This window comes from Desulfosporomusa polytropa (genome assembly GCF_055380075.1).
The window spans coordinates 1,637,694-1,663,742 of record NZ_AP042400.1; the positions used below are offsets into that span (position 1 = coordinate 1,637,694).

The following is a 26,049-nucleotide window of genomic DNA, read 5'->3' on the forward strand; positions in this document are numbered from 1 at the left end:
GTAAGGAGAATAATCCATGAATTATATTTTTGATTACATAATGATTCCCATGCAACTCATTATCGTATTTTTTACGTTGTACTACTTTTTCCTTGCATTTTTTGGGATTGTGAAAAAACATGAAGAAAAAATTACTACTCCAAAAAATACATTTGCCATTATAGTGGCTGCCCATAATGAAGAACAGGTTATTGGCCAATTAGTAGAAAATTTGCATGTGCTTAATTATCCCCGCGATCTGTATGATATTTATGTAATAGCTGATAATTGCAAAGATAAAACAGCCCAGATTGCAAAAAATGCTGGTGCTATCGTGAATGAACGGTTTAGTCTTGAGCAAAAGGGCAAAGGCTATGCTATGGAGTGGATGTTTGAAAAACTATTTGCACAGAAGAAGCAATATGATGCGGTAGTGGTATTTGATGCTGATAATCTAGTAGATACGAATTTTCTTCTGGAAATGAATAATCGCCTATGTAAAGGCGAAAAGGTTATTCAAGGATATCTTGATGCCAAAAATCCTAATGATACTTGGATTTCTGCTACCTTTGCCATTTCTTTCTGGGTGGTAAACCACATTTGGCACTTGGCTAAATATAACGTAGGTTTATCAAGTGTTTTAGGCGGCACTGGCATGTGTATTTCAACAGATATCCTCAAAAAATTTGGTTGGGGTGCCACCTGTCTTACCGAAGATATGGAATTTACGATGAAAGTCCTTCTGATTGGTATTCGTACCACATGGGCGCATGATGCTATAGTTTATGATGAAAAACCGCTCACGTTTAAGCAATCCTGGAAGCAACGCAAACGTTGGGCTCAAGGCCACTTTGATGTTGCTGGACGTTTCATCCCCAAACTTTTAGCAGAAGGAATAAAACGGCGCGATATTAGAATTTTGGATGGTATACTTCATTTAGTTCAACCGTATTTCTTAATCTTATCAACGCTATTTGTCTTGTTAAGTTATATTGGTTATATTACTCCATTTTATACCAATATTCTCTATATGGTTTTGCCTATTGAAGTGTGGACAATTATTGGTGTTGGCCAATACATTTTCCCCGCAATTATTCTGTTCAAAATTCGAGCTAACTGGAAAACATGGGTTTATTCTATTTTCTATCCACTTTTCATATACAGTTGGATACCAATAACCTTCGTCGGTTATTTACATCGTCATGAGCGCAACTGGAGTCACACAGAACACACCCGCAGTCTTAGTTATCGTGATGTTCTTTTAAGTAATTCGACTGAGTTTTCCAAGGAAACTCTTGTAAGCAAGCAAGCTATCAAATAAAAGGTGAGTTAACACTCATCTTTTTTTATCCTAACAGAGCAGGATAAGTGCAACATCGGCTTCCACTGTCGCCAAGGGCTCGGTGCAAGCCGTGTTTTCTATATACACTTGAACACTTTGATAAATTGTTCCAAAGTATATTCTTATATCCTAATAAAATTTATTGTTCGAGGAGGCTTTACTATGTATGATTTAACCATTGTTGCCGAATTTGAGGCTGCTCATCAATTGCCTGACTATCCAGGTAAATGTTGTCGTCTACACGGGCACAATTGGAAAGTAGAAGTTACGGTTACTGGTCATGAACTTAATCATTTAGGGATGGTCATGGATTTTAAAGACCTTAAGGCCGAGGTTGGTAGCATAATTGACAAACTTGATCATTATTATCTAAACGATTTGCCAGCATTTAAGACGATTAATCCGACTGCAGAAAATATAGCAAAATACATATATGACTCACTTGCTGAACATTCTACCTTTCAGCAAGCTATTAAAATTCGCTGGGTCCAGGTGTGGGAATCTCCTCGCTCAGCTGTCAAATATTGTCCGCAGGGGTAGAGAATGATAGATATTATTGAACTATTTTCTTCGGTTCAAGGAGAAGGCTTGTATGTCGGCACAAGACAGGTATTTGTTCGCCTGGCAGGCTGTAATTTGAGTTGTGCTTACTGTGACACTCCTGGATCCCGTGACTTCTGCAAAAATGCTTTGGTAGAACGAACTCCTGGAAAACGAGATTTTTCCCAACTAGCTAATCCCTTGCCTATTAATAACCTTGCAAAAATTATCAATTCATTATTGACAATTCGACATCACTCGATCAGTCTCACAGGTGGTGAACCACTATGTCAGGCCACGATGATTGCCGAATTAGCACCGCAGCTTAATGCACCGATATATCTTGAAACAAACGGCACTTTGGTTGAGCAGTTAGCGCTGGTATTACCCCATATTGATATTATCAGCATGGATATAAAATTACCAAGTACTACGGGTAAGACTTGTTGGCGCGAACACAGAGAATTCTTGCGCCTAGCAGCAAGCAAAGAGGTTTTTGTAAAAATTGTGATCACAGGGCAGAGCAACCACGCTGAGCTGCAGCAGGCGTTTGACTTAGTAGCATCTGTAGATACCAATATTCCAGTAATTCTTCAACCAGTTACTCCTTTAAATGGTTGTGAACCCGTCTCGCCTGACGCCATGTTATCTTATCAAGAAACTGCGTTAACCTTACTTAACGATGTCCGAGTAATTCCGCAAACCCATAAATATATGGGCCAATTATAATGTCGGGGGGTTGTGGTTGTGCATATATTATTGACAAATGACGATGGCATACTTGCACCTGGAATTAAAGCATTATGGCAAGAATTATCTCAACTCGCCAGGATTACTGTAGTAGCGCCAGATAGTGAAAAAAGTGCCTCAAGTCAGGCAATTACCGTACATAATCCCATCTGGGTAGACGAGTATCCTATAGGCGTCGATGATATTTGCGCTTGGCGGGTCGGCGGTACACCTACTGATTGTGTTAAAGTCGCATTAGAATCTCTGCTGGCAAATGATTTACCAGACATTATTGTTTCTGGAATTAATCAAGGCTCAAATCTAGGCACTGATGTCTTATATTCAGGAACTGTCAGCGCCGCTATTGAAGGAGCACTGCATGGTTTGCCGGCAATCGCGATGTCGTTAGACAGTTGGGAATCATTTGATTTCGAACCAGCTGCCAAAACGGCAAGAAAAGTGATTGACGCTATGATTAGCAGGAGTTTACCACCCAATACCCTGCTTAATATTAATGTTCCGGCATTACCGGAAAACCAATTAAAGGGCATTGCCATTACCAAGCTCGGCGTTCGCAACTATGAAAATACGTTTGAACGTCGTCAAGATCCCCGTGGTCGTACCTACTATTGGATGAGCGGTCATATTTCAGATACTGAAAACGCTCCAGACAGCGACATAATTGCCGTCCAGAATGGCAAAATTTCAATTACACCGATTCACTTTGATTTAACCAACTATGGAATAATGAATGCATTAGGGACATGGGGGTTATAAACTTATCAGGGGTCCGGTATATTTGGCCGTTATTTGCATAAATTTACAGTAAAAGATTTACAGGAGGGAGTATTATGGCCAAAGCTTCCCATCGGACAAAAAAACACCCCCAAGCTCCACAAAACATCAATATTACTATGGCAATATTTAAAGGAGTGGCTGTTAGTATTGCTATTTCGCTCATTCTCGCTGTAGGTTTGTCAATAGTTAGTTTACTATCTGATAGCGGATTTATCGATAACCATCTTGAATACATAATGGTAGCAGTAACTATGGTCAGCATTTTCGCTGGCAGTGTATATGCAACAAAACAAACAGCCGCGAAGGGCCTACTTGTAGGTTGTGCTGTTGGTCTCGTATATGTACTCTTCTCAATAGGAGTAGGCATTGAACTAGGTCATGAGCAAGTATCTTGGCTTATGCTGGGTAATAAGCTTGCTGCGGGTAGCTTAGCCGGAGCATTAGGCGGCTTTATTGGCGTAAATTTGTAATTTGCATTTACTGGGCAAGCAGGAATTTTTTGAAAAAATCTTGAATAGTATGCAATATTGCTTGCTTTATAAATCAAACATTATTTTAGCATTACTACACAGTGGACAAGCTGATTAGTTCTCCATAAAATAAATAGGCAGGGTGATAAACTATGGAAATTGCCATCATTGGTGGAACAGGTGTATATGATCCGAAAATTTTAAATAATGTTCGTGAACAGTGGGTTCCGACTCCTTACGGTGTTGTACACTTTAAAAGTGGTGAATATGCCGGTAAAGAAGTTGCATTCATTCCCCGTCATGGCAGTAATCATTCTATTCCGCCACACTTAATTAATTACCGGGCAAATATCTGGGCCATAAAAAAATTAGGTGTACAAAATATCATTGCGACAACGGCTGTAGGCTCACTTAATATGGACATGAAACCAGGCGATTTTGTAGTTATTGATCAATTTCTTGATTTTGTAAAAAATCGAACAACCACCTTTTATGAAGGTGGGGAACGTGGTGTCGTTCATGTTGATGTAACAACACCATATTGCCCGTCAATTCGCAAGGTATTATTTGAAGCTGCCCAAAAGCTTAACATTCCCTTTCATCAGCAGGGGACGTATGTTTGCACTGATGGCCCTCGCTTTGAGACACCGGCTGAAATTAAAATGTTTGCTAAATTCGGCGGTGATGTTGTTGGTATGACCAATGTACCGGAAGTAGTTTTAGCCAGAGAGGCTGAAATGTGCTATGCCACTGTTTCGATGGTTACCAACTTTGCCGCTGGCATTTCGCCACAGCCGTTAACCCATCATGAAGTCTTGGAAACTATGCAGGCTAATACCGAAAATATTAAGCAATTGATTCTAGCTACTATAGAACGTCTGAATCCGGAAACAGAGTGTACCTGTAAGCACGCGTTAGCCGAATACGGAGGTTTTAAACTATAAGGGGGATACTTACCCATGCGTTCTATTGCTTGGTCAAATAACTGTCTTACGTTATTAAATCAGACCCTCTTGCCGAACAGGCTTGAATATATTGAGTGTCATGATTGGCAGCGGGTAGCAGAAGCCATAAGACGGCTAGAGGTGCGTGGTGCTCCGGCGATTGGAGCCGCCGCCGCTTTTGCTTTGGTTCTGGGGGCTCGCGAGCTTACTGCACTTACTATGCCTGAGTTCAAGGAAAAATTAATGCAAACGGCGAGTGCGTTGCGCCAAACCAGACCAACAGCAGTAAACTTGTTTTGGGCGATTGACCGCATGCTTGCTGTTTTTGATCAACTGCCTGGAAATACGGATACCATAACAGCTGTCACGACATTGGAACAAGCAGCCATCGCAATTGCTGAACAAGACGAAGCAGTAAACGGAAAAATGGCAGTTCATGGCGCAAGCTTGTTTACTAAGCCCACAGCCGTACTAACTCATTGTAACGCCGGTGCCTTGGCTACAGTAGCTATTGGAACAGCCCTGGGTGTTATCTGTAAGGCATGGGAACAAGGCAATATTACCAAGGTTTTTGCCGATGAAACCCGACCACTATTACAGGGGGCTAGGCTCACCGCCTGGGAACTAATGCAAAATGGTATTCCAGTAACTTTGATTACTGACAATATGGCTGGCTGGGTTATGAAAAACAATATGGTTCAGGCTGTTATCGTCGGAGCTGATCGGATTGCTTTAAATGGTGATGTTGCCAATAAGATTGGCACCTACAGTGTAGCAGTACTGGCTAAAGAGCATGGTATTCCATTTTATGTCGCTGCACCGTCATCTACGTTTGACTTTACTATACATTCTGGTGCTGACATTCCCATAGAAGAGCGGTGTTCAACAGAGATTACTTCTTTAGGTGGCAATTGTGTAGCACCACAGGGCGTAAACGTATTTAATCCAGCCTTTGATGTAACCCCCAATAGCCTAATAACGGCCATTATTACTGAATATGGTATACTACGTGCGCCCTATAACCAAGCCATTAGTCAATTAGTCCAAAAATGCAAGTAACGGAAGGAGATTTCATTATGGAATCAATGATTCGAGATATTAAATTAGCCCCGCAAGGTATGGATAAAATTAATTGGGTTAAAGAATTTATGCCTGTTCTTAATGTCCTAAATGACGAACTATCTCAGACAAAGCCACTAGCTGGCAAAAATTTAGTAATTACTATGCACCTGGAAGCTAAAACAGCCTATCTGGCACTTGTACTCAAAAATGCTGGGGCTAATGTGGTTGTAACTGGCAGTAACCCGCTTTCTACGCAAGACGATGTCGCAGCAGCTTTGGCTTCACAAGGTGTCAAGGTTTTTGCTTGGTATAATACTACAGCCGCAGAATATGAAACATTTTTACATAAAGCCCTTGATACTAAACCTGATATCATTGTTGATGATGGCGGTGATTTGGTGTCATTACTTCATGGCGAACGTAGTGATATGCTGGGAAATATTTTAGGAGGTTCTGAGGAGACAACAACTGGTGTACTCAGATTGCGGGCATTAGCTGATACAGGCCGCCTAAAATTCCCGATGATTGCGGTAAATGACGCCTATTGCAAATACTTATTTGACAACCGCTATGGTACCGGTCAATCCACGTGGGATGGTATCATGCGCACAACAAACCTTACTGTGACAGGCAAGACTGTAGTTGTTGCTGGCTATGGCTGGTGTGGTAAAGGCGTGGCTATGCGGGCGAAAGGTCTGGGGGCCAACGTTATTATTACCGAAATTAATCCGATTAAAGCTATTGAAGCTGTATTTGACGGTTTTAGAGTGCTGCCTATGCAGGAAGCTGCCTCACAGGGCGATATCTTTGTTACCCTAACAGGCTGCAAGGATGTTATTCGTCGTGAGCATATGGAAGTCATGAAACCAGGTGCGATTATGGCGAATGCTGGTCACTTTGATGTTGAAATTAATAAAGAGCACTTGATGGACTTAGCCCAAAGCCGTAAAACAGTACGTAAAAATATTGAAGAATTTGCTATGGCAGATGGACGGAAACTATATCTTTTGGCTGAGGGTCGTCTAGTCAATCTGGCTGCTGGCGATGGTCATCCGACAGAAATTATGGATTTATCTTTTGCTATGCAGACACTAGCTGTGCTGCATATTGCCGAAAATCATGCAAAATTAGATAATAAGGTATACACAGTGACAACAGAAATGGATAATCGTGTTGCCGCACTTAAATTGAAGGCGATGGGCTTTAGCATTGATCGGCTTAGCTCTGAACAGGAAGACTATTTGCATAAAGCCTAATTCCGACCGACATGTATAGGGGGGCATACAAATGACGAGTTTACTGCTTAAAGACGGTGACGTCCTCTGCCCGGATGGGCAAGTACGCCAATTGGATATTGCCATCAGCGGTTCGCTTATTACTCAAATTGGCTCTGTCACTCCTCAAGCTGACAGAATAATTAACTGCCAAAACAAATTAATCGTTCCTGGTTTTGTTAATACCCATACTCATGCAGCAATGACTTTGTTTAGAAGCTATGCTGACGATATGATGCTCATGGACTGGCTTCAAACAAAGATTTGGCCAGCTGAAGAAAACCTAACAGCAGATGATGTCTATTGGGGAACAATGTTAGCCATAGCTGAAATGATTAAATCTGGTACTACTTGCTTTGCAGATATGTACTTTTTTATGCCTGATGTCGCCAAGGCAGTAACCGAAAGCGGTATTCGTGCAGTATTAGCCAGAGGGATGGCCGGAGTGGCCCCTACAGCCAATCAAGCATTGGCTGAAAGTGAAAACTTCTATAAAGAATGGCATAATGCGGCTGACGGTCGCATTACCGTTATGCTGGGGCCACATGCACCGTACACTTGCCCGCCCGAATACTTGAACAAAGTAACCGATTTGGCGGCTAAACTGGGAGCTCAAATCCATATCCATCTATCAGAAACAGCTGGAGAAGTGGTTGATTGCCAAAAGCAATATGGTAAATCGCCGATTGCTCTTATGCAGGAGTTAGGTGTTTTTGACCATGGAGTATTAGCTGCTCACTGTGTGCATGTATCGCCTGAGGATATTGCCATTATGAAGAATAAAAACGTAAGAGTGGCCCACAATCCAGGCAGCAATATGAAATTAGCCAGTGGGGTGGCACCTGTTCCTGATATGCTCCAAGCTGGAATTTGTGTCGGCTTAGGAACTGATGGTGCAGCCAGTAATAACAATCTTGATATGGTTGAAGAATTGCGTCTGGCAGCAATGCTCCATAAAGTTCATCGGTTAGACCCAGTGGCTATCCCTGCCAAAACAGCCGTAGACATGGTAACTGCCAAAGGGGCTGAGGCACTAGGATTAGGCAATATTACTGGAAAAATTCAAGGTGCTCACAAAGCAGATATAACGATCTTTGATATGCAGGAACCTCATTGGCATCCGCGCCATGATCGCCTTTCGCTTTTGACTTATGCCGCGAGCGCCCGCGATGTTCACACTGTAATTGTTGACGGTAAAATATTGCTTGATAATCGCCAACTTACCACTATCGACCAGGAACGTCTGATAGCTGAGGTGGATCGCCGCGGTATGCGTTTAGTTAATCCATCAATAACTAAATAAAATTTGTTTTTTTCTGTTACTCAACAGGATTTGCTTTTCTAATATTGAATTAATACAATACTAGTATTAGATTACACCTATTATCTGTAGCTAAATGGAGGGGCGGCAACCATGTTTGAGCAAGCTAACCGCATGCAAGCGCTAACTTCTGCTATTTTTACGCAAGTAGATGATCTGCGTAAAGCCGAAGTTGCTGCAGGCAAAGATGTTATTACTTTAAGTATCGGTAGTCCGGATATGGCACCTGCACCACATATTGTGGAAGCATTAAAGAATTCTACCGATTGCTGTTTTAATTACGGTTACACATTATCGAAAGGAGTTCCCGAGCTCTTAGACGCCATTTCCAATTGGTATAGTAAATTTGGCGTTGAACTAGATCCGGAAACTGAAATTCATTCGCTCATTGGATCACAGGAAGGATTAGCGCATATCGCTTTGTGTCTTGTTAATCCTGGAGATATTGTGCTTATACCTGATCCCGGCTATCCTATATTTAGCGCTGGACCGCTTGTCGCTGGTGCTGAACTCTACCATATGCCGCTTACCGCTGCCAATAACTATTTGCCTGACTTGACAGCAATAGATGAAGCTGTTCTAAAACGAGCAAAAATTATGATTTTAAATTATCCTAATAATCCGCTAGCTGCTACAGCGCCACGTAGCTTTTTAGAAGAAGTTGTTGCTTTTGCTAAGCGCTATAACATTCTGGTTTGCTACGATTTTGCTTACAGTGATTTGGTATTTGACGGCTACCAACCTGATAGTTTTCTATCAATCCCTGGGGCTAAAGATATCGGTATAGAGTTTAATTCTCTGTCAAAGACCTATAATATGGCAGGATGTAGGATTGGCTATGTTGTAGGTAATGCCAACGTAATCTCACTCTTAGGTCGTCTGAAATCCAATTTTGACTACGGAATTTTCTATCCAATTCAGCAGGCCGCCATAGCCGCGCTTACTGGTCCGCAGGATTGCGTTATAAAAACAGCTGCTACCTATCAAAAACGTCGCGATATTATTGTTGACGGTTTTAATGAACTTGGTTGGAAGGTAGATCGTCCCAAAGCTTCGATGTATGTTTGGGCTCCTGTACCGACTAAGCAATCATCGTTTGAGTTTACCGTATCATTACTACAACATACGGGAGTTGCGGTTATCCCGGGCAGTGCCTTTGGAACCTGCGGCGAAGGTTATGTACGCATAGCATTGGTTCAGTCTGAGAGTCGCCTAAAAGAAGCTGTAGTTCGAATAAATAAATGGCTAAGTTTGTAGCGAATAGGAGGATTTTGGGATGAAAGCATTGAATTTTTATTCATCTAATTATCACAGTCAATTGGTTTGTCGCCGTAAAATTTGCACTATACGGCTTGGTGACAAAACTAATAAGTATACGGAAGGCGATATTGTATGGGTAACTGTTGGCAAGCGCTTTTCCCAAAAGAAAAGAATATTTACAGCGGCTATTGACCGTGTTTTAGTTAAGCCTATAGCGCAATTAACCATAGATGATTTACAAGGTGAAAATTCGGATCTTACCAGCATCGATGATTTAATGGTCTTTTTGCAATCTATTTACGATAAGACCTTAACCTGCAGTGATCTTGTTACTGTAGTGTATTTTTCTGAAATCATCGAATAGCAGGAAGAATATATATTATTAAAAGGAGTGCATTTTTTTATGTCTAAAGCAATTCCCGTAGGTATTTCAGCTCGTCACGTGCATGTAACCCGTGAACATCTTGAGATCCTGTTTGGTAAAGGATATCAGCTTACTGTAAAAAAAGATTTGTCACAGCCGGGTCAATTTGCTTGTGAAGAACAGGTTGATTTGGTTACCGAAAAAGGTTCTTTCAAAAAAGTTCGTATTCTTGGACCTGAGCGCAAACAAACGCAAGTAGAGATTTCCCTTACTGATTCTTTAAAACTTGGTATTAAGCCTCCTGTTCGTGATTCCGGCGACTTAAAAGGTACACCTGGACTTACCATTGTTGGTCCTAAAGGTGAAGTAAAAATAGAAGAAGGCGTTGTTGCAGCATGTCGTCATATTCATATGACTATTGCTGATGCTGCCGAACTAGGCTTAAAAGATAAAGATATCGTAAAAGTTGCCTTTGGTGGTGAACGGGGTCTCATATTTGACAATGTTTTAGCTAGAGTAAGCGATAGTTATAAACTTGAGTGCCACCTTGACACCGATGAAGGTAATGCAGCAAAAGTTAGTACTGGCAATACAGTAGAACTTCTAAAATAGAAAAATGGAATCCCCCCCCATGTCGTGTCTTGTGATACGATATGGGGGGGGATTTTTTTATATAGTGTGTTGCTGCTGGATACAATATTTTTCAGTCTAGAAAGTTGGGAAGGATTTTGGCCACAAATCGCGAATTTTATTAATTATCGGTTATGCTGCATTACAGCGAAAGCTTGTCTATATTCCTGATATAAATCTTGAACCACGTTATATTCCAGGAACTACAAAGCGAAAGCCCACATAATTACGGAACGAATAAGGAAGGCTATTGCTGCATCATATGCTCCACTGGAAACAGTAGGTGTTTATACAGCAGAATTACTAACTCTTATGTTTAAATAAAACAGCAATATTTATAAATGAAAAGTATGTACTGGTGGTGTCAAACGTGACTCATGAAACAGTAGGTGATTACAAAACGTACTCCTTGGCTGGCACAGACCAGGAGGTGCGGTTTATTACCCAAGTTTTAAACCTAAGCCCCGGAGAAGCTATCTTAGATTTATATTGTGGTTATGGTCGACATGCGATAGAACTTGCTAAACAGGGATTTAATATAACTGGCGTAGATGGAACCCAGGATTTTTTAGATATCGCCGTTCAAAAGGCTCAAAAAGCAAATGTCAGTATTACCTTTACAAAAAAAGATATGCGGGAACTTGATTATAGCGAACAATTTGCTGCCGTTATTAATATGTTTGCGGCATTTGGTTATTTTACTGATGATGAAAACGCTAACATAATAAAATTAGTTGCTAAAGCCTTACAACCAAATGGTCTATTTCTCATTGATTTATTAAATAGAGATTGGATGGTTCGTAACAACTTAAACCGCTATTGGCGGCATCCTAGCGGTGAATGCGTACTTTCCTATAAAGTGGAGCTCGAAAATGGTATTGCTACCATGAAACGTCAATTAATTAATCAGGTTACCGGCATTAAAACTCAGTATGAATTTGTTTTAAGAGCCTACTCACTCCCGGAAATGTCTAACATATTTAGTAACAGCGGTCTTTCTATTATAGCAACATATGGTGGTTTTGATGGACGACTATATAGTTCTGAAACTCCGCGTATGATCATTCTCGCAAAAAAAAATAACTAATTCAATCAGAGACTTGCCAAGCCTCTGATTTTTTTTGTGCTAAATTATATCATAGCTCGCTGTTCTTTCATAACATAATACGAAAGAGGAATGGCGAGGTGAATGATAATGCTTGTTACCATTAACAATCGTTCGCGTGGCTCTCATCCTAAACTAGGAATTGCCTTAAGTGGTGGCGGCCTAAAGGGAACATCACATATTGGCGTGCTCAAAGCCTTCACTGATCATAATATACCAATTGACTATATCTCAGGAACTAGCGCCGGAGCAATAGTAGCAACCATGTATGCTTGCGGTTATTCACCACAGCAAATGCAAGCTATCATTCAAAGTATCCATATTCCGGATTTAATAGACTTAAAGGTAACTACTTCAGATTTATTTAAACATGGATTTAAATGGATGCTAAGTGGTAAATTTCGCTTTTGGTCAGTAATCCCAACAGGACTACTTAAAGGGGAAAAGATTGAGGCTGTCCTGGTAAAATTATGGCAACAACGAACTGTTCGCGATACTAAAATTCCAGTAGCGATAACTGCTGTTGACTTAAATTCGGCAGATACTGTATTTTTCACATCGCCGGTGCCTCGCACGCGTAGTATCCTTAACGCCCGCTATTACCATAATGCTCTGCTTTATGAGGCTGTTAGAGCCAGTATCTCTATACCCGGAGTGTTTTTCCCGAAAAAGTATCGTGGAATGACATTAGTGGATGGTGCAGTCAAAAATAATTTGCCTACCGACATTTTAAAACATATGGGTGCTGAAAAAATTATCGCAGTTGACTTAGGTTATACTGGTCAACCCAACTATGAAATTGACTCTGTTGGTGAAATACTGATGCAATGTATAGAGATTATGGGCAGAGAAGTCACTTTAATGAAATCCGAACAGTACGCAGATATCATCATTAGACCGCAAGTAGCTGATTTAAATCATAAAGATTTTCAACAGGCCAATGAATTTATAAGCCGCGGTTATCAAGCCGCCGTTGAAAAAATTAGTGAAATTAAACAATTACTATAAGGTGCTTATTTATCCTGTTCATTTGTCCTAAACAGCATAAGGGAGGAGAGAAGGTCCATGAGTAAAGTGGATATACCAAGTATTTTTCGTGAGCTATTAAAAATAGATAACCTTAACAATAATATAGTGGGGGTAGGTCAAGGTCACAAATATGTTCGCGGTGAAAATACTGGCAAAAAAGTGTTAACAATACTTGTCAAAAAAAAATATTGTATATCAGACCTACAACGTAACACGATAGTGCCTAAAACAATGGACAGTATCGCAACCGATATAATCGAAGTAGGAGAGATTACACTGCTACAGGACAGAGTGACCTTTAATCGCCCGGCTCAACCGGGAATGAGTCTTGGACATTATAAGATTTCAGCGGGAACCTTTGGCGCAGTTGTTAAAGATAAAAGCACCGGAGAACTCTTGCTATTATCTAACAATCACGTATTAGCAAATATAACTAATGGAAATGACGCTCGTGCCCAGATTGGCGATCCTATTATTCAACCAGGGCTATATGATGGAGGGAACTTAGAGAATAGTACACTTGCTCATCTAGTGAGATTTGTGCCACTTTATAGTGAAAGGGGTTCTTCACGATGTAAAATTGCCCAGACCTTTGAAATGTTGCTTAACAAGTGCATTCGCATTTTTCAGCCCAAATATCAAGTACAGGTATTGCGGGAAAGCGAAAAGTTTAATCTTGTAGACTGTGCAGTAGCAAAGCCAGTAAATCCAGAAGATATTAGTGCTGAAATATTAGAAATTGGCGTAGTAGCTGGCGTAAAAGAAGCAGCATTAGGCTTGCCGATAAAAAAAAGCGGACGGACCACAGGGATTACCTCTAACCAAGTATTGGCAACAAATATAACCATCAAAATTAGTATGCATAGTCAAAATTATGGTATATTTACTGACCAAATATTAGCCGGTCCTATGAGTATGCCGGGCGACAGCGGTTCATTGGTTCTAACCAATGATAACTATGCTGTCGGGCTATTATTTGCCGGCTCAGAACAAGCTACTATATTCAATAAAATCGACTATGTTTTGGATAAACTTGATGTTAGCTTTTAAGGCCGAATAAAGAGAGAAGGATTAACTGGCGTGATGATTGTGTTTTGTAATTTGCAATTATCATGACAGTTTTTTTACGTTTGACATACAATTACTTAATTTATATGCTTGTTGGCTGGACTACACTAGGTAAGCCAATAGGATTAATTCTTATACTTAATTTAATAATTATTTTTGTTGGCTTAGGTTTAAGTATATATTATATTGGCTAAAAAATTCGGTATCGGTAAATGATAATTAAAAATAAAAGTTAATGACAAGTTTCTGTAGCGTTTGCGTCTTCAAATACACACGATTTTTGTGGCCCCTCTCGTTAACTTAACATAATAGATATTATCGGACATAAAATTTAATAACAAAGAACGAACTATTCATGTCTTCTGATACCGGTTCACGAAAACCAAAATATTCTCTAACCTGGACTTTATAATTGAATATTCATGTTGTGCGATATCTATTGTTTAAGCTGGGATGATAATGCGTCATTTAGTATTCATTTTATATTAAGTCAAGCTTTTTCTGAAATTGCGTTCTACCCAATTTTAAGGGGTATTTCGTCAGCTTCAATAAGAAAATAAGCAGATAATAAAAAGCAGCTTACGTGAGCCGCTTTTTTATTATCTGCTATAAATATTAAATTTCAATTAATAATTAGTGCTATTTCTTAGATTGCTGTGTTGGAATCTTAGTTCCAACGCGTATTAATCGGTCAACTGGTTTAAACTCATCAGATGATAATAATTCCTCTTGAATAATCTTCCCGTCAATTTTTTTAATACGATAGGTAGATACCTGAAAACCTATTTGCCCTTCATCTTCTACAATTTCTTTTCCTAACTCTAGCTGTTGATCTTGCTTGATGATGGTGTTAGGTGCTAGTACCCTTTTATCTGCAGAGGTTACATAAATTTCGGGCAGATTTCCTACTTGAGTACCCCAAATATTTACAATCAAGCGATTGCCAAATACTTCACTAGTAATATAAATATTATGGGGCAGCGTGTTTTTAAACTTAAAATCCAGCTGATTATCAGCAACTGTCGCATCCTGTCCTAAAGGTACATAGCCAGGTGGATAAAAATGAGCTGTTCGTTCCTCAATGCTCAAGTCTGCTAATAAAACGGCATTATACAGGGTACTGCTAACCTGGCATACTCCCCCACCCCAATCAGGAACTAAAACTCCATCAATGTAGCCAGGCGCTTTTTTATAGCCGAATTGGGGTAGACGTAAGCCTACAACATTATTAAAAGAAAAAATTTCGCCTGTTCTAACAAGTATACCATTAACACTTCTAGCTGCTACTATCACATTTTGCACGCGGTTTTGGTCTTCAGGATCAAAATACGTAATATAGGACGCAATTACACCATCAATGCTTGTAAGATCATGAGCTGATATTGATGGTGTAAAGTCATTGACAGGTATAGTAAACGTAAAAGGAATAGTAGTATTAAGATTATCAAAAGTAATTGCCAATGCTTTTGGTAAATCAACCTTATGCCCTATTATCTCAGGAACTATCTCAACCTTAAAATTTTTGATAAATTTCAATCTGGCATTCTGGGGTTCTTGGTCAATGCTATCCGCAATATTAGATAAAATACCATGAATTTTATCTTGATTATATTGGACAGTTAATGGCAATCTATGTCCTTGGTTTACCGCTAGATATCTTTCCTTTAAACGATAAATAATATTTCCAGTTCGTCCAACATCGTATGCTTGTTGGGCCAATTGATTTGTTTGAATACTCAGATCAATGTCTTGTGCAGAAATTGTCCATTTTTGGCCTTGATATACTACTGTAATCACTGGTGCTTTTGCAGTTTGTTCTTTAAATGTAGTCGCAATCTTTTGCTGCGCTTGTAGTATTGATAAGCCACCAACATGAATATTGCCAACAGTGACTCCATGGTAAATTTCATTTTTGACTAAAAAAGCTGTATTAGCTGCAATCATACTTATTGAACTAAATAGCATTATAATAATTAAAAACAATAGTATGTTTGTATGTTTAGATGTTACTTTCTGCACAAAGCACAATCAATCCTTTCCTTGTTCATATGTTAAGAAAAGACTTGGCTTGTGCCAAGTCCCTCAGGACGCCGGCAGAAGCCTTAGTCGTTCTTATGTCAACAGAATTGCGTTATAAATTCTGGTAGACTAACAAACCCCCGCTAAAATGCGGGGGAATTTTAGATATTTTAGATATTGATATTATTGAATGTTCATTGACAGTTCAACAAATTTGCCGGCAAGTTTTGCTTTTTGTAAAACTTCTTCGGTAATTTCGTCACCTTGGTCAACAATTAACATGCCATTATCAGTCTCAATACGTCTAGCAGCTTTTTTTCCAAGTAAGAACTTACGATGTTTGTCATCAAATTTCTTTGCTGAATCATCAACTGGCGGTTGCTCTTTTTCTGCGGGAATTTCGACAGTTATTGGGGCGGCAGTTTCTGTCTGTAGAGCCGGAATATCTACTTCAACAGTAATAATAGGTTCAACTACTGGTTCAGGCTGAATAGGAGCAGGTTCAATAACCTCAGGACTGTTGGTTGTTGAAATAGTACTTACTTCATCACTATCAGCGACAATTAATACCGCTTTACCAAATGTAACAATATTTTGTGACGGGAGTTCGATAACTTCACCATCTGCTTTTTCCATTTCACAAGTAGTGATTTTACCTGAGATATCAATGCTAAATTCATTAATCTTGCCCTGAATTTTACCACCTTTAGTAAGAACTTTAGTACCAATAATTTTAATATCAGCTTCAAGTAGTTTCTCGAATTCAGGTTGGTTAGTAATAGTTGTAATATCACTACTATTATTGATAGTTACTGCAGACTCGCCAAGACCAGATATTGTAGCAAATGGTAACAGCTTAGCACCTAAATACCATTTACCATCATCAATAACCAAGGCAGCTATTGTGCCATTAGAATAATTAATAAGAAGCTCTTTAACATTACCTAGCTCCTTGCCTTCGGTAATACTAATTATTGGTAATCCAATAATTTCCACACTTTTTTTCATATTATGACCTCCATATATCTCTTTATTAATTAGATTTACCTACACTACGCCACTCGCGAAATTCTTCATTGATTTGTTCTATTACTTGCGGCGGAATTGCTGAAAACGGAATGCTTCCAAGACGATTTTGTAGTAACATATTTTTGGTAATACGCAAATAGGCAATCGTGCTAATAAATTCCTGTTCCATCATTTCGTCTTGCTTGGTTTGGGATAAGTTACGACCTTCAGAAAATACTTTGATGGCTTCATCATAGTTGCCTTTATTTTTTAAAATGTTACCAATTTCAACCATCATAAATGGAGCTGCCTCGCTAGCCGGATACAATGTTAATGCTTTTTTAAAAGCATTAAGTGCAGTGTCATAGTCTTGACTTTCTTTACTCAGGAAAGCAAAATCTATCAAATCATCTAATTGCTCAGATACAAACTGCACACGTTCTACGGTTGATTTAGTGCCTTCCATAATTAAATCATCAGCCTCCTGCGCAAAGGACTGCTCTGACGGTTCCTGCATTAGTACATCTTCACCATCTGTCTCATCAGGCATTTGCTGCGATACTTCGGCAGGTGTTTGACTGAATTCTTCGAACTCCTTCATTTCACCAGATAATTCTTCTATAACACTAACATCCTCTAGTTTGACAGACTGTTCGAATTCAGGTTCAGCAACAGCACTTTCTGTAAATTCCTCTGTTGTTATTTGACTATTTGCGAGTTGGTGCTCTTGTAAAGAGTCTTCAGAAGAAGTAATTATTTCCTTTAAACCAGCGTCGATAACTGGCGAAACAACAAGAGCATCTGACTCATCAGCTTCCTGCACGAAGGATTGCTCTGACGGTTCCTGCATTAGTACATTTTCACCATCTGTCTCATCAGGTAGTTGTTGCGATACTTCGGCAGATATTTGATTGAATTCTTCTAACTCCTTCATTTCACCAGATAATTCTTCTACAACACTAGTATCCTCTGGTTGGGCAGACTGTTCGAATTCAGGTTCAGCAACAGCATTTTCTATAAATTCCTCTGTTGACACTTGATTATCGTCGACGTCATTTTGACTATCTGTGAGTTGTTGTTCTAATATAGGTTCTTCAGAAGAAGTAATTATTTCCTCTAAAAATTCAGCTTCGAAGACCGGCGAAACAGCAAGAGCATCTGACTCATCAGCCTCCTGGACAAAGGACTGCTCTAACGGTTCCTGCATTAGTACATCTTCACCATCTGTCTCATCAGGCATTTGTTGCGATACTTCAGCAGGTATTTGACTGAATTCTTCTAACTCCTTCATATCAGCAGATAGTTCTTCTACAACACTAGAATCCTCTAGTTGAACAGATTGTTCGAATTCAGGTTTAGCAACAGTAACTTCTTCAGTTAGTACTGTTTCAACTACTGGCGTTTCCAAAGAATGAATAGGTTCATTTTCTTGAGTCGTCGTCATCTGTTCTGACATCTCAGGTTGGATTACCGGCTCCGCAGTAAGACAACACGCACTTTCTGCTTCACCGTCAGTTTTTTGCTGCTGAAAAGGTTCATCATCACATCTAGCAACAAAATACGCAAATACAACTGCAAAAATTGCCAATACAGCTAAAGTGCCAGGTAATCCGGCAAATCCCACAACAATTTTTGGTAAAACCAGGCTGATAAACATGGCGCATACTGCACATAACAAGAGCGGCTTTAATCGTAAGCCAAGCCCAAATAGGTTGTTTGCTACCTTGTATACAATCAATGTTGCAATAAAAATAGCAACCAAACTAGCAATTATATATTCCACGTTAAACCACCAAAAAAATATATTTTTCAAGCCATAATAAGTCACACTTTTGCTCTATTCGACGCTTCTCTCCTTTTTCCTGTTACAGAATTCGTTCTATTTAAGAAATGTCTAAATTATATATTGATAATAGCATTTGCTGCGCCTAAGATACCAAGTGCAGCATGTTCAAAGGTCAATCCGCCTTGGAGATAAATGATATAAGGTGGACGCAGCGGGCCGTCTGCACTAAGTTCAATTGATGAACCTTGAATAAACGTCCCCCCGGCCATAATTACCTGATCCGCATATCCTGGCATATCTCCGGGTATCGGCCGTACATGCGCATCCACAGGAGAATATTGTTGTAGTCCTTGGCAAAATGCAATCATCTTCTCTGGTGACCCAAGTTCTATAGCTTGGATAATATCACTTCGTAGTTCATTAAAGCGAGGTAATGTTCTATAGCCTAACAAATCAAACAATATGGCAGCAAATATCGCTCCTTTTAACGACTGAGCCACAACATGGGGTGCTAAAAACAAACCTTGATATAGTAATCGGCTGTCGGCAAGGCTAGCCCCTAAATGTCCACCCAAGCCGGGTGCTGTTAAACGATAGGAAGCCATATCTACTAATTCTGCTTTGCCTGCAATATACCCTCCTGATGGTGCTAATCCACCACCAGGGTTTTTAATTAGAGAGCCTGCCATTATATCAGCACCTACCGCAGTTGGTTCAATGGTATCTACAAATTCACCATAACAGTTATCCACAAAGCAGATGCAGTCTGGCTTATGGCGCTTTATTTCAGCACAAGCGGCACTAATTTCACTAGTGGATAATGGTTTTCGCAAACTATAACCGCGTGAACGTTGTATCAGCACCATTTTAGTATTATTTTTAAGATGTCCAGCAATTGCCTCAAGATCTATTCCCGCCTGATTCATCGGCAGTTCTTGATAGCTAATGCCACACTCAATCAGTGAGCCGGGGGTATGAACGGCCTGTCCGATGACTGTCTGCATAGTGTCATACGGCGCACCTGTAATGGACAATAACTCGTCCCCAGGACGCAACAGGCCAAATAAGACACAGGCTAATGCATGTGTCCCTGATACAAATTGAGTACGCACCAAAGCCTTTTCAGCGCCGCATAATTCTGCCCATACAGCTTCAAGACGATCACGTCCATTATCACCATAGCCATAGCCGGTTGTTGTACGAAAAAGATACTCAGAAATTTGATGGTTGCGAAAAGCCGCAAGTACCTTGGCCGTGTTAGTTTCTGATATCTCATCAATTTGCGCAAATAACGGCTGTGCCTGTTCCATTGCTTTTGCTTTTAACGCCATAATTTGATCTGAAAATAAATTCATTCGTTACGCATCTCCTACTACATATTTCTTATACCGTTCCAAATACTCTGGTGACAAAGAAGCAGAAACATAAATGCCTTTTGCCTGGTATTGCACTGAATTTACAGTCGCAACGGCATATAATTTCGCCATAAAACCACTATCATCGTAGGGTATAATTAAGTTTACGTCAACACTAGTTGCCTTAATACTGCCTTCGACCATAGCAAGCAACTTATCAACATGGGTTCCCGCAATAGCCGATATAGCTATACTGTCGGCTTGCCTGAGCATACGTTCAGTTACATATTCACTGTCGATTTTATCTATTTTATTAAAGACAGTGATTACCGGTTTACTATCAGCTCCAAGTTCTTTAAGCACTTGGTATACAGCAATACTTTGTTTTTCAAACTGCGGATGACTAGCATCAATAACATGAAGCAGCAAATCAGCTTGAACTACCTCTTCAAGCGTACCACGAAATGCTGCTATCAATTGATGGGGTAGTTTTTGAATGAATCCGACAGTATCTGTCAGCAATATCTCTTGCCCACTTGGTAATTTAGCGCGCCTTGTTGTTGGATCTAATGTAGCAAACAGCTTGTCCTCTGCTAACACTTCGGAATCGGTAAGTTTATTAAGTAAGCTTGATTTTCCGGCATTGGTATAGCCCACCAATGCTATTGTTGGAATCTTAGAAGCCTGACGTCGCTCACGATGCAAAGATCGATGGGTTTTCAGGTTTTCAATTTCTCTTTCAATATCACTAATTCTTGCTCTTATCCGTCGCCGATCAACTTCAAGTTTCGTTTCTCCCGGTCCTCTGGTACCAATACCACCACCTAAGCGTGAGAGTACCAACCCTTGGCCGCCTAGACGTGGTAGATTATATTTTAATTGAGCCAGTTCAACCTGTAATTTACCTTCATGAGATCGTGCACGCTGAGCAAATATATCTAATATTAAGGCTGATCGGTCAATCACTTTAACACCAAGTATTTGTTCTAAATTACGTTGTTGGGCTGGTGAAAGTTCATCGTCAAAAATAATAATATTGACACCCAGCTCTTGGCGGATAAGGCTGATCTCCTGCACCTTGCCGCGGCCAATATATAAAGCAGCATCAGCACGACTACGCTTCTGCCAAACTGAACCTGCAACTTCAGCACCTGCCGTCTGAGCCAATTGTGCAAGCTCATTAAGCGAATCACTAACATCCCATTCGCCTTGCCGCTCAATCCCCACTAATAGGGCCTTTTCTGTTTGCACTATTGTTGAGCTAACATCTTTACTCAACAACAAATGTTCAATTTGGTTAGTGAGATAGTTTAAATCGATCTGTACAAACTCTGGTAACGACAAGGGCCCCACTGTCTGTACCTCATAACTATCAGGACTATGTCCTGAAATGAAGCCAAGACTAAATTCAAGAATACCTTCTCTAATAGCTAATGCGGTCATTATATCAAATCGCATTTTTTTAAGTGAGGCCAAATCGACACTGCTTAATTGACTATCTCCTCCCGGATGAGTATGGATACAGCGAATACCGCTTAGCCGATTTAAAGCACGCCTTCCATCTGTTTCTGGCAGGGGTACTGTTTTAGTATCACCAACAGCTACTTGCACAACGTTTCCCCGTCTATTAATATATACAGCAATTTCCTTGTTTAATTGTTCGGCAATAGCGGCCATAGCTTGTGCTAATTCATTTGTAATTGTCTGACCGAATGGAACTGTGTATTCATATAACTGTTCTAAATTTTCGATGATTACTTTTTTTAAACCGTTTTTTTCTCCATATACTTCAGGCAATTATAAAACACTCCTAACCGTAGCCTTAATTTTACTTACTATTGTACTTTTGTTATAAAGTATCCAAATCCCTGCTAAAATTTTCATAATTTCTTTCTTTTCCCCAGCTTCCAGCACAAATAAGGCATTTCCCTTTCTCTAAAGACTGTTGGCGTAGTTCTAATGGCACTATGGCTTCTGCTTCAATATAACCTTTTTCCCATCCATAATGTTTCCCCACAATGTACCCTAATAAAAAAGCAGTTAATATGCCGACTATGATATATAGTATCATAGTCGCACCTTGTTGAGGCCAAGTGACAATAAATAAACGATAGCTGTTCCGACTAGTGTTGGAATAAACAACTGCTCATTCTGCCCAAAAGCTACCAGCGTACAAACTGACCCTACAAGTAAACATTCCATTTTACCATAGCGATTCACTAGATTACGTTGTCCAGATAAACAGTCACTGTGGGCATCAATGTAATCATCAAATAATTGTATAGCACATACAAAGCTAAGTGCAAATAGCATTTTGCTCCAACCCAATAATACTATGCCAACAGTAAAAGCAACAAGTGATTCTTGAAATCCATTTAAGCGACTGGGAAACTTATCATGCATAGTACTAAACATTCCTACAATATAACTGCCCAAAAACAAAGACAATGCCAAGGACGCGTTGATGCCTGCCGACAAGGCTAATAAAAACATAGCATAAAGCATAGTCCCTTTGTCAAAAATATCAGCCCAATTAGCTTTCCCTGCGATAGCATCATAATCCTTATCTAGGTAGTCATCGGCTAGTTTTATAGCAGCTGAACAACAGGCAACTGCTATTGTGGTAGAAAAAAAATCAAATATTTCTGGCCACACAAGCTTTCACCTCCCGAAATCCCTGACTATATAAAGCCGAAATAGGTACTATGCTTGTTTTAGGAAAAGCAGCTGTTAGATGAGGGAGATTACTTTTAGCAGAACTTAAATCATATTTATTTCCAAGCAGGATATAGGCTTTGCAAATCATACCATAGTTATAAAATTCATAGTCAATCGAGGATTGACTACTAAAATCGTTAGGGATAAGCGTTAAGTCTACTACATGTAAAATAAGGTCAACCGAACGCAGCATACCAATAGTCTGAGCCATACCTTTGCGGATTTTTTCATCAGTGTGAATTTGTTCGCTGACACCACAGGTATCTGTAAGCTTAAAATTCACTGTTGCTTTTCCAACTTTCATGTTTAAGACCATGGACTGCAACGACCGAGTTTTATGTAACGAGTTTCCACATAATTCTCGTTTGGCTTCGTCAAGAGAAAAATGGCGACAATTGAGTAACCCCTCATAAGTTCGGAAAGTTACATCAATATTTCTTATTCCGAGATATCCAGCAAAATTAAGAGCAAACAAGGTTTTTCCTGAATTAGGCCGACCGATTATCATACATTCCCGCATATACCCACCCCCATTAAATCACATGGTTCAATAACCATCAATTCTTCCCTGGTGGTAGAAGGTTTGCTTATTAATCGAACAGCTTGCCTCCGAATCGCTTTCTCAATAATATTCCGTACAGTACGGGCGTTGCCAAATTTATCGTCACTATTAGTTTCTGGGGGGTTAAGCAAATTCAGCAATGCAAATTTGGCTTGGCTAGTAAGCTGATATTGACGCTTTACACACAGTTGCTCAGCAATTTGTAGTAATTCCTGTTTATTATAATCCGGGAAGTTAATATGTATAGGAAAGCGTGAATGCAAACCGGGATTTGTTTGTAAAAAAATTTCCATTTCCTTTTGGTATCCAGCCAAAATTAAGATAAACTCATTTTTATGATCTTCCATGGATTTCACCATACAATCAATGGCCTCTTTACCGAAATCTTTTTCACCGCCTCTGGCCAATGAATAAGCTTCATCGATAAACAATATGCCTCCATATGCTTTTTTTAATTGGTCACGCATCTTTTGTGCTGTGTGACCTATATACTCACCTACTAAATCTGCCCGCTCTACCTCGATAAGATGGCCCCGCGACAATACTCCCATTTCACGAAATACTTTGCCCATAATTCTGGCTACCGTGGTTTTTCCAGTACCAGGATTACCTTTAAAAATCATGTGCAATACCATCGGCTCAGTATTTAATCGTTCTTTTTCTCGACGTTTTTGTATTTCGATAAAAGCATATATTTCGCGTACTAACTTTTTTACTTCACTAAGGCCAATTAAGCTGTCTAGTTCGCGCAATATGTTTTCAATACGCTGCTCAACATTAAACTGAATATCTTTAGCATAATCGCTAGCAAAAGCAGTACTATCTAATTCACGTAATTTCTTAAACGCGTCGAGCGGAGATATTTGCCCGGATTCAACAGCAGTTATTATATCATCTGGCCACTGATAAGTCATAGTTATCACCCCCACAGCAGGCTTTGTGATATATAGTATACGCCAACAGTGCATAATTGGTGATTACTCTTGTGCTGTTACTAACTAAGCAGCAGGTGGGAATATTCCCACCTGCTGCTTAGCTTCAATTTATTCACTTGGCAGTAGCAAACCCCCACTGCCATACATTCCCAAAATTACCTGCCGGGGTAGGGTTTGGTTGATAGTTAGCTACTGATACTTTTGCTGCATCAATATTGCCTCTAAAATATAGCGGCACAACAGGACAGTCTTCCCTAAGGATATCCTGGATACGAAAATAAATTTCTTTTCTGGCATTCATATCTACTGTTTTTATCCCAAGTTCTGTCAACTTATCGATTTCCGGATTACGCCAACCAGGATAGTTCTGGCCTTCAGCCCCATTCGCACGACTGGGGATTTTTCGCGAGTGCCAGAGGTTGAGGTTGTCTGGATCACTACTGGCAACCCAGGCATAAATGGCTGTTTCAAAACGGCGGTTCTTTAACACGTCACTAAAAAACAGTTGTGTATCTATCGGTTGCACTGTAACGGCAATTCCAACTTCTTTAAGTTGTTCAGCAATTTTTTGCGCCGTTTGTTCTCGTTGTCTGTTACCATTAGGCGCAGCAAGAGTGAATGCCAGTTTTTTCGTAGCTTTGACCATAATCCCATCAGGCCCGGGAGTCCAGCCAGCTTGCGCCAATAATTCACGGGCGGCATTCACATCTCGATTCGATGGCTGCTGCAGCGGCTTGTATGCCCAGGATAAGGGCGACTGGTCACCATAGGCTGGAGCAGCAACCCCTTTAAGTACATCATTAACAATAGCTTGGCGGTCAATAGCAGTCGCAATGGCTTTTCGCACCAGCGGATCTTGGAATAAGACATTATCAAGATTAAAATCCATATGCTCCCAAACATTAGTTGGCCTGATAACTGCCCGCATCCCCTCTATGGACTGGACTTGCTCCAAATTAGAAAAAGCAATATTACTGGCAATATCCAATTCCCCATTTTTCAGTTGCGTAAGCAAGAGGCTTTGTTCGGGAACAATTTTATAAACAATACTGTCTAGAACGGGTTTGCCACGGTAATAATTAGGGTTGGCATCAAAAATAAGAGCCTCTGCTACCTGCCATTCCTTAAATTTAAACGGACCTGTACCGATCGGTGCCCTGTTAAAAGGTGCTTTGTTGAGGTCGCCGGCATTTTCCAACTTATGTTTTGGTAATATTGTACCAAACAACATCATGTAGGGTGCGTAGTACTCTCGAAACTTAACTACAACAGTATATTTGTCTGGAGTCTCAATCGAACTAATCCGATCGTAACCTTCTCTTGACACAATATTTGCTTTTTGATTCATAATAAGCTGCCAGGTAAACTTAACATCTTCGGCAGTAAAAGCTACGCCGTCATGCCAGGTTACCCCTTGTCGCAGGTGATACGTTACTATACGACCATCAGCAGTAATGCCCCCATTGGCAGTTGTTGGCACATCAGCCGCTAAATCAGGAATCCACTCTCCATTTTCCCCAGCAACCACCAAACCGCTAAATACCAGTTTACCTACTTCGGCTGTAGCCAAAAGATCAGAAATCAGTGGGTTAAGCGTGTTAGGTTCATTCAAACTACCATACTTGAGCTGACCGCCCTGCTGGATAGCAGTCTTTTTCTTTTCTGGAGTCAAAACATTTTCCTTGGAACTACATCCTGCACTTACAACAATGAATAGTGCCAACGCTAGGATCATTAGCTTACGCATTTAT

The 26,049-nt window shown here is 40.0% G+C and carries 25 protein-coding genes; 15 read left to right on the forward strand and 10 right to left on the reverse strand.

Translation table 11 applies throughout. The annotated features are described in order from the left end of the window. The first annotated feature begins 16 nt into the window (after positions 1–16). The 15 genes from ACZ449_RS09490 to ACZ449_RS09560 all read left to right on the forward strand — a co-directional run bounded on the left by ACZ449_RS09490 (position 17) and on the right by ACZ449_RS09560 (position 13,897). The gene (locus tag ACZ449_RS09490; protein ID WP_464260782.1) at positions 17–1,300 is read left to right on the forward strand and encodes a glycosyltransferase family 2 protein; all 1,284 of its coding nucleotides are present in this window, start codon (positions 17–19) and stop codon (positions 1,298–1,300) included. Positions 1,301–1,483: 183 nt separating this feature from the next. Further along, complete coding sequence (gene queD / locus ACZ449_RS09495; protein ID WP_464260783.1) at positions 1,484–1,861, forward strand: 6-carboxytetrahydropterin synthase QueD; 378 nt, start codon at positions 1,484–1,486, stop codon at positions 1,859–1,861. Between the two features lie 3 nt (positions 1,862–1,864). Then, positions 1,865–2,590: a 7-carboxy-7-deazaguanine synthase QueE gene (locus ACZ449_RS09500; protein WP_464260784.1), complete on the forward strand. Its 726-nt coding sequence runs from the start codon at positions 1,865–1,867 to the stop codon at positions 2,588–2,590. 18 nt (positions 2,591–2,608) lie between these two features. Continuing rightward, on the forward strand, positions 2,609–3,367 hold the full coding sequence (gene surE, locus ACZ449_RS09505) for a 5'/3'-nucleotidase SurE (RefSeq protein WP_464260785.1): 759 nt from the start codon (positions 2,609–2,611) through the stop codon (positions 3,365–3,367). Between the two features lie 74 nt (positions 3,368–3,441). After that, positions 3,442–3,858, forward strand: coding sequence for a TIGR04086 family membrane protein (locus ACZ449_RS09510; protein WP_464260786.1), 417 nt, complete (start codon positions 3,442–3,444; stop codon positions 3,856–3,858). Positions 3,859–4,010: 152 nt separating this feature from the next. Continuing rightward, positions 4,011–4,802: an S-methyl-5'-thioadenosine phosphorylase gene (gene mtnP / locus ACZ449_RS09515; protein WP_464260787.1), complete on the forward strand. Its 792-nt coding sequence runs from the start codon at positions 4,011–4,013 to the stop codon at positions 4,800–4,802. A 15-nt stretch (positions 4,803–4,817) separates the two neighbouring features. After that, entirely contained in the window at positions 4,818–5,861 is a 1,044-nt protein-coding gene (gene mtnA / locus ACZ449_RS09520) for an S-methyl-5-thioribose-1-phosphate isomerase (RefSeq protein WP_464260788.1), read from the forward strand. 17 nt (positions 5,862–5,878) lie between these two features. Then, positions 5,879–7,120, forward strand: a complete 1,242-nt coding sequence (locus tag ACZ449_RS09525) for an adenosylhomocysteinase (protein ID WP_464260789.1) — start codon at positions 5,879–5,881, stop codon at positions 7,118–7,120. 31 nt (positions 7,121–7,151) lie between these two features. After that, the gene (locus ACZ449_RS09530) at positions 7,152–8,441 is read left to right on the forward strand and encodes an amidohydrolase (protein WP_464260790.1); all 1,290 of its coding nucleotides are present in this window, start codon (positions 7,152–7,154) and stop codon (positions 8,439–8,441) included. Between the two features lie 111 nt (positions 8,442–8,552). Further along, a complete protein-coding gene (locus ACZ449_RS09535) occupies positions 8,553–9,716 on the forward strand; it encodes an aminotransferase class I/II-fold pyridoxal phosphate-dependent enzyme (RefSeq protein ID WP_464260791.1) in 1,164 nt (387 codons plus the stop codon). 19 nt (positions 9,717–9,735) lie between these two features. After that, positions 9,736–10,083 (forward strand): ASCH domain-containing protein, encoded by a 348-nt coding sequence (locus tag ACZ449_RS09540; RefSeq protein ID WP_464260792.1) that lies wholly within the window; start codon positions 9,736–9,738, stop codon positions 10,081–10,083. Positions 10,084–10,122: 39 nt separating this feature from the next. Further along, positions 10,123–10,695, forward strand: coding sequence for a phosphate propanoyltransferase (gene pduL, locus ACZ449_RS09545; RefSeq protein ID WP_464260793.1), 573 nt, complete (start codon positions 10,123–10,125; stop codon positions 10,693–10,695). A gap of 388 nt (positions 10,696–11,083) precedes the next feature. Further along, positions 11,084–11,800, forward strand: a complete 717-nt coding sequence (locus tag ACZ449_RS09550) for an SAM-dependent methyltransferase (RefSeq protein ID WP_464260794.1) — start codon at positions 11,084–11,086, stop codon at positions 11,798–11,800. A 108-nt stretch (positions 11,801–11,908) separates the two neighbouring features. Beyond that, on the forward strand, positions 11,909–12,826 hold the full coding sequence (locus ACZ449_RS09555; RefSeq protein ID WP_464260795.1) for a patatin-like phospholipase family protein: 918 nt from the start codon (positions 11,909–11,911) through the stop codon (positions 12,824–12,826). Between the two features lie 57 nt (positions 12,827–12,883). After that, positions 12,884–13,897: a chymotrypsin family serine protease gene (locus ACZ449_RS09560; RefSeq protein ID WP_464260796.1), complete on the forward strand. Its 1,014-nt coding sequence runs from the start codon at positions 12,884–12,886 to the stop codon at positions 13,895–13,897. A gap of 657 nt (positions 13,898–14,554) precedes the next feature. On the opposite strand, the gene ACZ449_RS09565 is transcribed toward ACZ449_RS09560, so the two are convergent. From ACZ449_RS09565 to ACZ449_RS09610, 10 genes are all read right to left on the reverse strand, one after another. Then, complete coding sequence (locus tag ACZ449_RS09565) at positions 14,555–15,934, reverse strand: VanW family protein (RefSeq protein WP_464260797.1); 1,380 nt, start codon at positions 15,932–15,934, stop codon at positions 14,555–14,557. A gap of 183 nt (positions 15,935–16,117) precedes the next feature. Beyond that, complete coding sequence (locus tag ACZ449_RS09570; RefSeq protein WP_464260798.1) at positions 16,118–16,942, reverse strand: PRC-barrel domain-containing protein; 825 nt, start codon at positions 16,940–16,942, stop codon at positions 16,118–16,120. A 25-nt stretch (positions 16,943–16,967) separates the two neighbouring features. After that, positions 16,968–18,725 carry a tetratricopeptide repeat protein gene (locus ACZ449_RS09575; RefSeq protein WP_464260799.1) on the reverse strand — a complete coding sequence of 586 codons (1,758 nt, stop codon included), beginning with the start codon at positions 18,723–18,725 and terminating at the stop codon, positions 16,968–16,970. 116 nt (positions 18,726–18,841) lie between these two features. After that, positions 18,842–20,083, reverse strand: coding sequence for a methionine gamma-lyase family protein (locus ACZ449_RS09580; protein ID WP_464260800.1), 1,242 nt, complete (start codon positions 20,081–20,083; stop codon positions 18,842–18,844). A 3-nt stretch (positions 20,084–20,086) separates the two neighbouring features. Then, the gene (gene hflX, locus ACZ449_RS09585) at positions 20,087–21,880 is read right to left on the reverse strand and encodes a GTPase HflX (protein ID WP_464260801.1); all 1,794 of its coding nucleotides are present in this window, start codon (positions 21,878–21,880) and stop codon (positions 20,087–20,089) included. Between the two features lie 52 nt (positions 21,881–21,932). Next, positions 21,933–22,154, reverse strand: coding sequence for a hypothetical protein (locus ACZ449_RS09590; RefSeq protein ID WP_464260802.1), 222 nt, complete (start codon positions 22,152–22,154; stop codon positions 21,933–21,935). Further along, positions 22,151–22,738, reverse strand: a complete 588-nt coding sequence (locus tag ACZ449_RS09595; protein WP_464260803.1) for a hypothetical protein — start codon at positions 22,736–22,738, stop codon at positions 22,151–22,153. The genes ACZ449_RS09590 and ACZ449_RS09595 overlap by 4 nt, the downstream gene beginning before the upstream one ends. Further along, complete coding sequence (locus ACZ449_RS09600; protein ID WP_464260804.1) at positions 22,719–23,321, reverse strand: GTPase; 603 nt, start codon at positions 23,319–23,321, stop codon at positions 22,719–22,721. The genes ACZ449_RS09595 and ACZ449_RS09600 overlap by 20 nt, the downstream gene beginning before the upstream one ends. Continuing rightward, on the reverse strand, positions 23,306–24,277 hold the full coding sequence (gene spoVK / locus ACZ449_RS09605; protein ID WP_464260805.1) for a stage V sporulation protein K: 972 nt from the start codon (positions 24,275–24,277) through the stop codon (positions 23,306–23,308). The genes ACZ449_RS09600 and spoVK overlap by 16 nt, the downstream gene beginning before the upstream one ends. 133 nt (positions 24,278–24,410) lie before the next feature. After that, entirely contained in the window at positions 24,411–26,045 is a 1,635-nt protein-coding gene (locus ACZ449_RS09610; RefSeq protein ID WP_464260806.1) for a peptide ABC transporter substrate-binding protein, read from the reverse strand. Between the last annotated feature and the right edge of the window lie 4 nt (positions 26,046–26,049).